Source organism: Roseibium hamelinense (genome assembly GCF_007830545.1).
In the GTDB taxonomy this organism is placed as follows: Bacteria; Pseudomonadota; Alphaproteobacteria; order Rhizobiales; family Stappiaceae; genus Roseibium; species Roseibium hamelinense.
Map to the genome: position 1 here is coordinate 174,552 of NZ_VLLF01000009.1, position 12,315 is coordinate 186,866.

Here is a 12,315-nt window from a genome sequence, read left to right on the forward strand (position 1 = left end):
GTAAATTAGACAGTCAGAATTGCTGCCAGAATGGTCAACCCCATTACAGCAGCGGATGGGATCCATCCGGATGCGCCCAGCGCCATCCCAATACCAGCGGCAACAACAGTTGCGATCAGCAAAATCCATCCGAAGAAAGTCGCTGCCCCGCCACCAAACGCGAAAAGAATGAGGCACAGGACCACATTAATGACGGCAACAGTGCCAACTTTTGAAAAGTTGATGAAGCCTTCGTAGGTGCGCTCGTGCTCATTGTAGTCCATCGACGGCGCAGTGTTTTCGTTAGACATAGAGTCCCCCGATTAAATATCTGAAGTTCGGCTGACTTCCTTACAATAAAGCCGCCACCCTCGGCAATGTTTCCAAAGGCTAATTCGTTACGTCACCCGCATTCTCTTGCGACATGCGCAGCATTAAGCAGCATTTTCCGACGGCTGGAACCCAGCCGCTTGCAGCACCTCTCTTTGCCGAGCCGAAACCGTATCGGCTGAGAAGCCTTCAATTTGCTCGTTGAAGAGCTGATAGAAATTCAGCTCCGCCCTCAAGTGCAAAAACACGCCGCCGAGCCCAATCGCGGCGCGATCCATAAATACAAATTCCTGAGGCACCGTGACTGGACCGCGCTCTTTGAGAGCTTTATGTACCTTGAAAGCCTCGCCTCGACCGTATTCAGCTGGGCTCACACCATCTGCAACGGAGCGGACACGATCGGTGAGCAGGGGGCCATAGATAAAACGCGCCCATATGTTGAGGATGTCGATCACTTCTCTTGACAAGCCCTTAAAGCCCCATTGTTCATAGGCATGCACGACCCTGTTCATGTCTTCGTGCAAAAGGCCCATGTACAAGTCGACCACGCCTTGAACGAAACTCGCCGGGAAAACGCGAATACATCCATAATCCAGAAGATTGATCCCTTCGGGGTCGCCGTCTCTGGTGCGAACCGTGTAATTCCCGAGATGTGGATCCCCATGAATCATGCCAAAGTGGCTGAATGGGTGCCACCATGCGTGAAACATTGTTTCGGCAAGGTGATTGCGGTCCTCCAGGGCATGATCCTTGAATTCCAGCATAGGCCGACCATCCAGCCAACCCATCGTAAGAAGCCTGTTGGTTGACAAATTATCCACCACGTCAGGCACCCGGATCCGATCATCGGCTCGAAGCATCTTTCTATAGGCTGCGATGTTTTTAGCCTCGCGTCCGTAGTCGAGTTCCTCACGAACGCGCGCGCTTATTTCCTTAGCGATCTCTCGCGTGTCTATGGCCGGCTGCATGCGGCGATGCATAGAAAAAAGCCATTGCAACTGTTTGAGATCCGCCTCTACAGCAGATGCCATATCTGGGTATTGGAGTTTGCAAGCAACCCGCATGCCCTGAAGCGTCGTCGCCTTGTGTACTTGTCCCAGAGATGCAGCTGCAGCCGGCTCTTTGCCAAATTCCCCGAACTGTTTTTGCCAATCTACGCCAAGTTCTGCGCGCATCCGCCGTTTCACAAAAGCCCATCCCATCGGTGGAGCGTCAGCCTGAAGTTTTGCGAGTTCGGTCGTATACTCTGGCGGAAGTGCATCCGGGATCGTCGAAAGCAACTGGGCAACTTTCATGAGGGGCCCTTTAAGACCACCCAGCGCTGCAGCCAGCTCAGCGGCGTTTTTTTCGTTATCTATGTCAAAACCAAAAACGCGTGCACCGGCGAGTTTCGCTGCAATTCCACCGACATTTGTGCCGACGCGTGCATAGCGGCCAACACGAGCTGAAAATCTATTACCCTCGCGGTCGCGTTCCTGAGCCATCGGCGATCAAATACCCCAATCAAGTTGTCGTTGAACCAGCACCCGTTATGTAGACCTGCCTTCAGAATTGACCAGTCTCGAAAGTTCGTCCGCGAGAGCCTCCCGGTGTCGGGCAAGCCCTTTGTAAGTCAATTGGTCATCCTTTAGGGCGAGCAATTGGTTGCGAAGCCCTCTTGCGATATCGTGCCGGTTTTCCTGAGCTCTTAAAAAGCTGAGCGGGTCGTGGTGGACTTTAATCGTAAAAAGAATATCGCGACTCTTTGGCAACCGCTTCAATGTTTGCCGCTCAACCCTCAGGAAGAGATTCGCCAAGAAATTCCCATCAGCATCTCTTACAGCAGGCTCAATTTGCTTCGGCTTAGGGTGATAAAGGTTCGCGTCATCATATATCGCCCAGTTGTAGCGGCAAACCAGCTGCCCTGGCTTCAGGTTCTCAAACAGTCTCTCGACGGTCCGACCCATACGGGCTCCATTGAAGCCAGGCACATTTTCATGGATCTTTGACATGGGTTTGGAGAATTTCTCCTCCAATGACCAGGAGGAGGGAAAACACAGGCTGGCTGCGGCTAGCCGGTACCCTTCCGGACTCGCCCGCATGATCACAAGATCCTCCTGAACAATGAGCGAGGCCGCAAGGAGCGGGGGGCCGTGGTCGATACATACAGGTTCAGAGACCCCGGCGACAAAAACTTTCCGTTTCTCAAACCTGTGCGATGCGGAATGAAACCGTTCAAGGTTTTCGCAAATAAGATCCAATACCTCGTGTTGGGCTTGGATCATGTCTGCCTCAGCCCGAAACACACTTTCGAGGGCGCCGGATATGAGCTCACGCTTGCGCGCGAGATGGTCAGCTATTAGCGGATCTGGTTCAAGCCAGGTCAGCTCTTCGATCGGTCGCAATCCGACGGTAAACGGATAACTGGAGCCGTCATAGGGTGTATGAGCGAACGGTGGAGGCGGTCCAGGAGATTGCAAGGCCTGCGTTACTCCAGATCTTCGAGTTCATCAATGATCCGCTCGATCACAGACAATCCCTTGCCCCAAAACGCAGGGTCACTCGCGTCAAGCCCAAACGGAGCCAGAAGCTCGGAATGGTGCTTGGTTCCCCCTGCCTTTAGGAGGTCGAAGTATTTTTCCTGAAACCCGGTCTCTGCTTCTTCGTAGACAGCATAAAGCGAATTCACGAGGCAATCGCCGAACGCATACGCATAGACATAGAATGGCGAATGAATGAAGTGGGGGATGTATGTCCAGAACGTCTGGTATCCATCATTCAGCTTAATAGCTGGACCTAAGCTTTCAGCCTGCACCGAAAGCCACAATTCCCCAATCTGTTCTGATGTCAGCTCTCCACTGCGCCGCTCTTCATGAATTTTCCGTTCGAATGTATAGAAAGCCACCTGTCGGACGACGGTGTTGATCATGTCCTCAGCTTTTGAAGCCAGCATCGTCTTGCGAAGTTCTGGGGTTTGAACTTGATCCAATAGCGAGCGGAAGGTGAGCATTTCGCCGAAAACGCTTGCTGTTTCGGCGAGTGTTAAAGGCGTTGGCGCCATCAAAGGGCCGTTGGGCGCTGCAAGCACCTGATGGACGCCATGACCAAGCTCGTGTGCAAGTGTCATTACATCACGCGTTTTGCCCTGATAGTTGACCAAAACGTATGGATGCGCACTCGGAACAGTTGGATGCGCGAAAGCGCCTGGTGCCTTTCCAGGCCGGGCTGGTGCATCAATCCAGTTGCGATCGAAAAACCGTCCCGCGATCTCGGCCATATCAGGAGAAAACCGCGAGTAAGCTGACAGAACAGTCTGTTTCGCCTCTGCCCAGGGGATCACACGAGTGTCCGCATTCGGAAGAGGAGCGTTCCTGTCCCAGGTGTTGAGTTGTTTGGCGCCCAGCCATCGTGCTTTCAGCTGATAGTAGCGATGAGACAGCTTCGGGTAGGAAGATCGGACAGCATCCACCATGGCATCGACAACATCACGCTCGACCCGATTTGCCAGATGACGGCTGTCTGCAATATCGTCGAACTTACGCCAACGGTCTGATATCTCTTTGTCTTTTGCCAGAGTATTTGTAACCAGCGTGAACACTCGGAGATTGTCGGAGAACGTTTTGCCCAGCGCCTCGAATGCAGCCTGACGTTTCTGACCGGACGGGTCCTGCAAAAGGTTTAGCGTCGGCTCCATGCCGAGCTTTTGTCTACCTACCTCGAACTTCAAGGTGGCAATCGTCTCGTCGAACAGACGGTTCCAGGCACCCCGCCCGGTGACCGATTTTTCGTGAAATAGCTGCTCGACACGGTCCTCCAACTGATAGGGCTTGTCTTTGCGCAAGTCCTCAATCCAAGGCCGATAGTGCGCAAGCCCTTCATGCTTGAGCGCTCGTTCGATAACGTCGTCTTCGATCCGGTTCATTTCCAGAGGAAAAAATAGAAGATGCGAACTCGCAGACGTTATGCGCTCTTGCACATCGCCATAGAATTTTTGAGAGACAGGGTCTGTCGTGTTACCCGCATATACAAGGCCGGCATAGGAAACCAGCCGTCCAAGCAGATCCTCGAGGTCTTCATACGCAAGAATTGCTGTCAGCAAACCAGACGGATTTGTTTTTGCAAGATCGGCAAGGCGCTCCTTGTAGGAACTCTCAAATGTCTTTGAACGTTCGAGCGCTGATGCCAAGTCACTGGATACTTCCTCTGCTTCGACAGAGGGATACAAATCAGTCAGATCCCATTCCGGCAATTGACCGAGAGAGACGGAGGCGTCCTCTTTCGCGTGTGAAGCGGGATCGGTTTTTGGCATGTGTCACTCCGTGTCGGCCGTGTTCTGAGATCTGGCTTCGGCCAGAGTTAGCTCACGCATAAATTATGTCTAGGCTTCGCCTGCAGCTAACCGCAACCAATAAGTTTTCGAAACACGGCTCGTCCCTAGTCGATTTGTTTACCAGTTTGCGACCACAATGGCCCGAATTGGTACAATGAGAGTTCTAGGTGAGTGCCCAATGCAATTTGCGAATAGCAAGATTTTGATCGTCGACGATGACCCCATTCAAAGACGCTTGCTGCAAGAAGCCGTTCACAAATTTGGGCACAAGTCTCGTACGGCAGAAAACGGCGCCGAAGCAGTGAGAATTATGAAGGGACCGGAGGCATCCGAAATCGACCTTATCATCCTTGATATGGTGATGCCGGAACTCGACGGGATCGGCGTGTTAACGCAGCTTCGGAAGGAAAAGATTTCAACGCCAGCGATCATTCAGACCGCGCATGGCGGAATCGACACGGTCGTAAGCGCTATGAATGCCGGCGCCCAGGATTTTGTGGTTAAACCGGTCGCTCCGGAACGGCTAAATGTATCGATCCGCAATCTTTTGAAAACATCCGCGCTAGAGGAGGAAATTACCCGGTTCCGCAAACAGGCATCGGGAACACTCACGTTCTCCGACATTATTACGCATTCACCTGCTATGGAACGCGTGATCAATCTCGGGAGGCGCGCAGCATCCTCTAATATTCCAATCCTCATTGAAGGGGAAAGCGGGGTAGGTAAAGAAATGATCGCAAGCGCGATCCAAGGATCCGGTGAACGCAAGTCGAAACCGCTTGTCACCGTGAACTGTGGCGCAATTCCTGAGAATCTAGTTGAGTCTATTCTCTTTGGTCACGAGAAAGGGGCGTTCACCGGGGCGTCCGAAAAGCACGTTGGGAAGTTTCAAGAAGCCCATGGAGGCACGCTGTTCCTCGATGAGGTCGGCGAACTTCCACAAGAGGTGCAGGTTAAACTACTGCGAGCCATCCAGGAAAATGAAATTGACCCGATCGGCTCAAAACGACCAATAAAAGTGGACTTCCGTCTGATCTCAGCAACAAACAGGCGGCTGCTTGATCAGGTCAAGGAGGGGAAGTTCCGTGAGGACCTCTACTACCGCTTGAACGTTTTCCCCATCTGGATACCACCTCTCAGGGACAGACGAGAAGATGTCCCGACCCTCGCAAGGCATTTTTTGGCACGCTTTGCGGCAGAAGAGGGTAAATCGCACGTTGCCGGGATCTCGCAGGAGGCCATGGCCATGCTGCAGACGTATCACTGGCCCGGAAACATCCGTCAGCTGGAAAACACCGTATTCCGAGCGGTTGTGCTATGTGACGGCGCTGAATTGGTGGTCGACGACTTTCCACAGATCGCTGCGGCCATGGACCATGTGGCACCGGTGAGCATGCCCGGAGCGCGCGAGACCAACGTGGGCTCAGATAGCTTTGATTCGCCCTCTCCTAAAACTGACAGGCCGTCCGGGGCAGATGCAGGCGAAAACAATTCGCGGGAAGATGTTGCGATACCAAAAGCGTTCGAACACGCAGCTCCATTCGGCTTTATGCGCAGTCTCGACAATGAAGGCCACGTCCGAAAACTCACGGATATGGAGGAAGAGCTCATCCGGACGGCGATCAACCACTACTCGGGAAGAATGACCGAAGTCGCAAAACGCCTGGGAATTGGCCGGTCAACACTATATCGCAAGCTTAAGGAATACGGCCTGGACGATACTGGGGATAGCGATGCCGCCGCCTGATTTCGGTCAATGTTTGCTTTGATGGCATTTGTTAGGCATTTTCCGTCAGAGAATTTGACTCAGCGGCAGCCTCGTTGCATTTCTGCCACGTTTTGGAAGCAAACAGAAACAAGGTAAAGGGTTCTTAACCTGCGACCGGCTATTGTGAAGGTCCTGCTGGGGAGCATGGGTTGGCGTAGGGCCATCAGGAAACGGCGAGAAAGATAATTGCGTAAACGGTCAGTTGGATACAGCGCCGTCAATGGACTACATCGGCTTGTGGTCCTGACACTGCTTTGCGGCATTTTGTCGGTGGCGATAAGCCTTGCCGCGCATGCGCAGACGCGAACGCTCAAACTTTACAACACGCACACTAAAGAGCGTGTTTCGGTCACCTTCAAAAAGAACGGCCGCTATATCCCTTCGGGACTGCGAGAGGCCAACCGATTTCTCCGTGACTGGCGCCGAAACGAGATTACGAAAATCGATCCTGAATTGCTTGATCTCGTCTGGGAGGTCTATCAGGAGGTCGGTGCTCGTGATTATATATATGTCGTTTCAAGCTATCGCTCCCCGGCCACAAACAACATGCTTCGCAAGCGCTCAAGCGGTGTAGCGCGAAAGAGCCAGCATACTTTTGGCCGGGCAATGGATTTTTATATCCCAGGTGTAAACCTTTCCAAACTTCGGGCTGCGGGCTTGCGCAAACAGGTCGGCGGAGTGGGATATTATCCCCGTTCTGGCTCCCCGTTTGTTCACATGGACACCGGCCGCGTGCGTCACTGGCCGAAAATGTCCAGGTCTCAGTTGGCGCGTGTCTTCCCGGATGGGAAAACACTGCACATCCCTTCCGATGGCAAACCGCTTAAAGGCTATAAACAGGCTTTGGCAGAAGCGAAGTCGGGTAAAAGCCGGTCTTCGAGCCCGACAATTGTTGCGTCGTCGGGCAGTGGAAATCGAACAACCGGTCAGTCGCTCAGGGATGCAGGCGATCCAATCCGTCCAACGGCACAACAGAATAACGACTCTTCGGGAGGCGGCGGCAACATATTGGCAAGCTTGTTTCGGTCGAACAACTCCTCCGAAGAGCGTAGCCGAGTTGCAGCAGTTCGTCCGAACGGCGCACCTGTTCCACCAGGCGCAATTGGATCATCGCGCGTTGCTGCAGCGATCGAGAACCCACCGGTGCCGACATTTAAATCGAGTGTTTTGCCAAAAGAACCTGAAGCTTCTCCGGAACCTGCACTTGCAGAGCAGCCTACCGTGGTGGCCGCGGCAGCGCCGGGTGACAAGCCGGCCCAGCAGCCGACAGCACCTGCTCCCGCACCCAATACACTGGATGCACAACTGGTTGCCATTGCGCGTGGAGAAACCACATCAAGCGGGACCGCTCCGGCGCCAGACGGGCGTTTGGAACAAGCGGTTTCCGTTCCGGGCCAAAAACCATCGCGGCAGTTGCTGACGGCCTCTCTGAAAGCCGCAGCGGCTGAGACGCTTGAAGGAAAAGCGCCTGTCCCACGACCCGCGCCGGCAACAGATGCGGTTGCTGCTATTGCAGCTGCCACGAACGCCCAGCCGCGGCAAAAAGAACTGCCAACAAGTACCACACTCGCCTATGCTTCGCCGACTGCATTGCCCGCTGACTTGCGTGCCGCACCAAAGCCTCAAGTACAGTCCAGATCGGCTAAAAAAACTCAGAGTGATACACAGGCGGTTGCCAAGCCATCAGTGTCCGGACGCATTCCAGCCTCTCAGATCCAGGATCCGTTGGCCGGGTTTGTCGGCTTTCCCGACAAGTCGGAACCGCGATTGCTCTCTGCGTCCGAAACCACACGCAATCGGTTGTTTGCCTCTCTTCAGCATCCAGACCAAAGATCTCTAGATGGTTTCATGCAACCATCTAATCGGTTTCTGACGGGCGGATTTGAAAGGCAGCCATACGGAAGCCTCAGGACTGACAGATTCGAAGGCCCCGCCATTGTAGTTTTGCCAGTGACTTTTGCACGATGAATTCAAAAAAAAGAGCGGCAGGAGCCGCTCTTTTGCATTTCAGCCTGAATTAAAATGTAGTCAGCCGTCGATCGTTGGCGCACCTGCCATACCTAGCGCATGCAAGTAGAGGTCTAGGACGGCTTCTTCTTCTTCACGCTCATGCGGCTGTTTTTTCCGCAGCGACACGACTTTCCGAAGAATCTTCACATCATAGCCGTTTCCTTTGGCTTCGGCATAAACATCCTTGATGTCGTCGGAGATTACTTTTTTTTCCTCTTCAAGCCGCTCAATCCGTTCAACAAAAGCCCGCAGCTGATCAGCGGCCACGCCACCAGGATCTGACATAGGATTACTGCTCCTAATTGGTTGTTATATGGTCAAGATGATAGAGAAAACTGCAAAGTGCCGTCATCTGCTCGTCAGGCTGCATGGGGTGCCAGAACCACCCCTCCTGGTCAAGTTCGAAGCCAATCAGTGCTGAGGTTTATTGGCCTCAAAGGCCACTTTTTGGCTTTCAGAGGCCTCGGTCTGGTACTTCGTTTTCCATTCAGCGTAAGGCATGCCATAAACAATCTCTCTTGCGTCGTCCTTACTTAGCTCAATGCCACGCTCCTCAGCGGCGTCTTTGTACCAATTGGAAAGACAATTCCGACAAAAGCCGGCAAGATTCATCATGTCGATGTTCTGCACATCCGTTCGGTCACGCAAATGAGACATGAGGCGCCGGAATGCCGCGGCTTCTAATTCGGTCTTCGTGCTGTCGTCCATGCTCTGCTCCTAAAAGAGTAAATGTTCCTGACGTCACATGTCGCAACGCGATGCGTAGCGTGCCTGTGTCCGGCATCGAGGTTCCTCGCGAACCTGATTAAGGATCGGCGTTAGGATATTCGCCCAATTATTCACCCCAGCGTCATCAGAGATTAGATCCTGACGGACTTCCAAAAGCGCATTGGCGAGGCCACGCCGGGTCGCATGCCGATATATCGTGTCATTTTTTAGAGCCCCGTCATATGGCTCATTGTCAGCAACACACAAGTCCGGATGATTTCCTAGTCCGTCGAGAACCGGCCGGACGGCCCGCTCGTCCAAATCCCATAACACTGTCGCGTGCCAGGGACGTTTTTCGCCTCGCCAAACTGGCGTAAAACTGTGGATTGAGATTATGACAGGCGGCGGGGCAAGTGCCATCATCTCATCCAGAGTACCGTCGACAAGGTCGTGGTAGGGTCGGTGGTAAGTTTCAATACGCTGACGCCGTTCTTCCGCGTCGATTGCAGCGTTTCCGGGAATTACTGCGCCGTCAGACAACCGCATGACAAGAGTGGGATCGTCTTCCCCCCGATTTGGATCAATGAGCAACCTTGAATAGGTGGTCAGAACAGCGGGCGCTTGTAGACGCTTCGAAAGCTCCAGCGTTAGTTCCCGAGCCCCGATGTCATACCCAATATGTCGGTCAAGCTGAGATTTCGGGAGTCCAAGATTTTTGAGCCAGAACGGCATGTCGTTACGAGCGTGATCGCACAGCAGAAGGACACCACCGTCCATTTGGCCATGGAACATTTCCGTCGGAACAAAATCCAACTCTTCGCTCACAATATTCTGGTTCATCTCGTTAATGCTGTTTGGCAAGTTTGGTCGGCGACACCTCTACAACAACGCAGGCCACCGTCCAAACCGAATCCTAAATATGCACCTCAAAAACACCTGCCTGAGCAGCGCATTCACCTGAAATCACGTGTTAGCGCTAATCGAACGACATGCAATCCGATTTTGACGTCGTTGCGAATGTGTGCAAACACTTTTGAAACCATAACACCGCTTTAAACCTTTATCCGCTCTGGATAATTTGGTTTGTCGACGAGGTGCTAACAATCGTCATTTTGCCGCCGCATTTTTGATTGCAATGATCGCAGCCTTTAATATGCAGCGAAACGCTCATTGCGTCCGTTCAATAAGGTACAGTCTGTCAACGACTTTCGTGCCGTAATCGTTGACATTGATTAATCATGGCAGCAAAAAAGCATTTGTAAAAAAGCCGCGAGACGAACGACAGCTGATGTTTGAGGATGGGGAACGACACCAAGGCTATGCCCGTTCGGCGCTACGTGCTGCAAGTTACGCGTTCGCTGTTGGGTTTGCAGCAACTGTGATACTCGCGGGAAGCGGCAGCCTCGCCAAGGCAGATCTACGCCTTTGCAATAAAACCGAAAGTCAGGTTGGAATTGCAATTGGTTATAAAGACAAGAGCGACTGGGTAACCGAAGGCTGGTGGAACTTATCGGCAAACAGCTGTGAAACGCTGGTGCCAGGGTCACTCGTGTCACGTTATTATTACATATACGCAGTTGATTACGACCAATTTGGCGAGTGGGGCGGGCGCGCATTCATGTGCACCCGCGAACGTGAGTTTACAATTCGCGGAATTGAAGACTGTGTCGCCCGAGGTTACGAGCGAACAGGTTTTTTTGAAATTGACACGGGCGAGCAAAGCAGCTGGACAGTTCAGCTGACCGAACCCGTGCAACAGGGGACAGGTGGGCGATGAGACGAAACCGGCGAGTTAAGATCTTAGCAACTCTCGGACCGTCCTCCTCAGAACAAGAGATCATCGAAAAGCTTTACAAAGCTGGTGCGGACGTTTTCCGCATCAACATGAGCCATACCGATCATGATCGCTTAAAGATGCTGGTAAAACGCATTCGTTCTGTCGAGGAAACGGTTGGACGGCCAATAAGCATTCTTGCAGATCTACAAGGCCCCAAGCTTCGTGTGGGCGCTTTTGGTACTGGTCCTGTATTGCTCGAAAACGGGGCGAAATTCAAGCTAGACGCGGACAAAGCGGATGGTGACATTAACCGGGTCCATCTGCCACATCCTGAGATTCTGCGTGCGCTCGAACCCGGTCACCGGCTTCTTCTCGATGACGGCAAGATACAACTTAAAGTACTGGAAGCTGACCAAACGAAAGCAGTGACCGAGGTTGTTGTAGGCGGAAAACTATCGGATCGGAAGGGAGTTAGCGTTCCAGACTCCGAGATCGCTACCGGCGCCATGACCGATAAAGACCATAAAGACCTCTTAGCGGCACTCGATGAGAATGTTGACTGGATAGCACTCTCGTTCGTGCAGCGCCCAGACGACCTAGCGGAAGTCCGTAAGATCACACGAGGCCGGGCCGGTGTCCTGGCAAAAATCGAAAAACCGCAAGCGATCGGCCGACTTGATGAAATCATTGAATTGTCGGACGCAATAATGGTTGCACGGGGCGATCTCGGTGTCGAGATGCCGCTTGAACAAGTACCTGGCCTTCAAAAACAAATTACCCGCGCGGCCAGAAGAGCCGGCAAACCTGTGGTTATCGCAACGCAGATGCTGGAATCTATGATTTCGGCACCGGTTCCAACGCGGGCTGAAGTGTCCGACGTCGCAACTGCGGTCTTTGAAGGCGCTGATGCGGTCATGCTGTCAGCGGAGTCAGCTGCGGGGGAGTATCCGGTTGAAGCGGTCGAAACAATGGATAAGATCGCGCAACAGGTAGAGCGGGACCCTAACTATCAGAACATTATCCACGCTCAACGCACAGAGCCGGAGGCAACTGGCGCTGACGCCATTTCGGCTGCAGCAAGGCAGATCGCGGATACGCTCAATCTTGCTGCCGTGGTGTGCTACACGACGTCCGGTGCAACAGGGCTTCGCGCCGCGCGGGAGCGCCCATCTTCGCCGGTAATCGTGTTGTCCCCAGTCATGTCAACTGCGAGGCGTTTGGGTCTTGCTTGGGGCCTCCACTGCGTAGTCAGTGAAGATGCCGCGAACGAGGACGATATGGTCGACCGGGCCTGCCGGATTTCTCATAGTGAAGGTTTTGCGCGTCCGGGACAGCGTGTAATTGTCACCGCCGGTGTTCCATTTGGCACTCCCGGCTCTACGAATATGCTCCGTATTGCGTTCGTCGGAAGCGACGGTCTCGGTGGAATTTGAC

11 protein-coding genes are annotated in these 12,315 nt (G+C 53.2%); 4 read left to right on the plus strand and 7 right to left on the minus strand.

The features are described from left to right. Positions 1 to 5: 5 nt before the first annotated feature. The 4 genes from JM93_RS17710 to JM93_RS17725 all read right to left on the minus strand — a co-directional run bounded on the left by JM93_RS17710 (position 6) and on the right by JM93_RS17725 (position 4,597). Positions 6 to 290: an aa3-type cytochrome c oxidase subunit IV gene (locus tag JM93_RS17710; RefSeq protein ID WP_145346143.1), complete on the minus strand. Its 285-nt coding sequence runs from the start codon at positions 288 to 290 to the stop codon at positions 6 to 8. A 123-nt stretch (positions 291 to 413) separates the two neighbouring features. Further along, complete coding sequence (locus JM93_RS17715; protein WP_145346145.1) at positions 414 to 1,793, minus strand: ABC1 kinase family protein; 1,380 nt, start codon at positions 1,791 to 1,793, stop codon at positions 414 to 416. A 45-nt stretch (positions 1,794 to 1,838) separates the two neighbouring features. Then, positions 1,839 to 2,768: a heme-dependent oxidative N-demethylase family protein gene (locus tag JM93_RS17720; protein WP_145346147.1), complete on the minus strand. Its 930-nt coding sequence runs from the start codon at positions 2,766 to 2,768 to the stop codon at positions 1,839 to 1,841. A gap of 8 nt (positions 2,769 to 2,776) precedes the next feature. Further along, a complete protein-coding gene (locus JM93_RS17725) occupies positions 2,777 to 4,597 on the minus strand; it encodes a M3 family oligoendopeptidase (RefSeq protein WP_145346149.1) in 1,821 nt (606 codons plus the stop codon). Between the two features lie 199 nt (positions 4,598 to 4,796). Here JM93_RS17725 and JM93_RS17730 point away from each other — a divergent pair, with 199 nt between their 5' ends. Together JM93_RS17730 and mepK are read left to right on the plus strand one after the other, a co-directional pair. Beyond that, positions 4,797 to 6,365 (plus strand): sigma-54-dependent transcriptional regulator, encoded by a 1,569-nt coding sequence (locus JM93_RS17730; RefSeq protein ID WP_145346151.1) that lies wholly within the window; start codon positions 4,797 to 4,799, stop codon positions 6,363 to 6,365. A gap of 258 nt (positions 6,366 to 6,623) precedes the next feature. Continuing rightward, the gene (gene mepK / locus JM93_RS17735; protein WP_170230731.1) at positions 6,624 to 8,354 is read left to right on the plus strand and encodes a peptidoglycan L,D-endopeptidase MepK; all 1,731 of its coding nucleotides are present in this window, start codon (positions 6,624 to 6,626) and stop codon (positions 8,352 to 8,354) included. 60 nt (positions 8,355 to 8,414) lie between these two features. Here mepK and JM93_RS17740 read toward each other — a convergent pair whose 3' ends face one another. The 3 genes from JM93_RS17740 to JM93_RS17750 all read right to left on the minus strand — a co-directional run bounded on the left by JM93_RS17740 (position 8,415) and on the right by JM93_RS17750 (position 9,944). After that, positions 8,415 to 8,681: a DUF2312 domain-containing protein gene (locus JM93_RS17740; protein ID WP_145346155.1), complete on the minus strand. Its 267-nt coding sequence runs from the start codon at positions 8,679 to 8,681 to the stop codon at positions 8,415 to 8,417. 126 nt (positions 8,682 to 8,807) lie between these two features. After that, positions 8,808 to 9,104, minus strand: coding sequence for a DUF1244 domain-containing protein (locus tag JM93_RS17745; RefSeq protein ID WP_145346157.1), 297 nt, complete (start codon positions 9,102 to 9,104; stop codon positions 8,808 to 8,810). 33 nt (positions 9,105 to 9,137) lie between these two features. After that, a complete protein-coding gene (locus JM93_RS17750) occupies positions 9,138 to 9,944 on the minus strand; it encodes an N-formylglutamate amidohydrolase (RefSeq protein ID WP_145346159.1) in 807 nt (268 codons plus the stop codon). A gap of 382 nt (positions 9,945 to 10,326) precedes the next feature. Here JM93_RS17750 and JM93_RS17755 point away from each other — a divergent pair, with 382 nt between their 5' ends. Together JM93_RS17755 and pyk are read left to right on the plus strand one after the other, a co-directional pair. Further along, the gene (locus JM93_RS17755; RefSeq protein ID WP_244300891.1) at positions 10,327 to 10,881 is read left to right on the plus strand and encodes a DUF1036 domain-containing protein; all 555 of its coding nucleotides are present in this window, start codon (positions 10,327 to 10,329) and stop codon (positions 10,879 to 10,881) included. Next, entirely contained in the window at positions 10,878 to 12,314 is a 1,437-nt protein-coding gene (gene pyk, locus JM93_RS17760) for a pyruvate kinase (protein ID WP_145346161.1), read from the plus strand. Before JM93_RS17755 ends, pyk begins: the two co-directional genes overlap by 4 nt. The last annotated feature ends 1 nt before the right edge of the window (position 12,315 follow it).

Excerpts from the sequence above, each read along its gene's own strand:
- JM93_RS17710 (WP_145346143.1), bottom strand. The coding sequence starts at position 290 with ATGTCTAACGAAAACACTGCGCCGTCGATGGACTACAATGAGCACGAG.
- JM93_RS17715 (WP_145346145.1), bottom strand. The coding sequence starts at position 1,793 with ATGGCTCAGGAACGCGACCGCGAGGGTAATAGATTTTCAGCTCGTGTT.
- JM93_RS17725 (WP_145346149.1), bottom strand. The coding sequence starts at position 4,597 with ATGCCAAAAACCGATCCCGCTTCACACGCGAAAGAGGACGCCTCCGTC.
- JM93_RS17730 (WP_145346151.1), top strand. The coding sequence starts at position 4,797 with ATGCAATTTGCGAATAGCAAGATTTTGATCGTCGACGATGACCCCATT.
- JM93_RS17740 (WP_145346155.1), bottom strand. The coding sequence starts at position 8,681 with ATGTCAGATCCTGGTGGCGTGGCCGCTGATCAGCTGCGGGCTTTTGTT.
- JM93_RS17745 (WP_145346157.1), bottom strand. The coding sequence starts at position 9,104 with ATGGACGACAGCACGAAGACCGAATTAGAAGCCGCGGCATTCCGGCGC.
- JM93_RS17750 (WP_145346159.1), bottom strand. The coding sequence starts at position 9,944 with ATGAACCAGAATATTGTGAGCGAAGAGTTGGATTTTGTTCCGACGGAA.
- pyk (WP_145346161.1), top strand. The coding sequence starts at position 10,878 with ATGAGACGAAACCGGCGAGTTAAGATCTTAGCAACTCTCGGACCGTCC.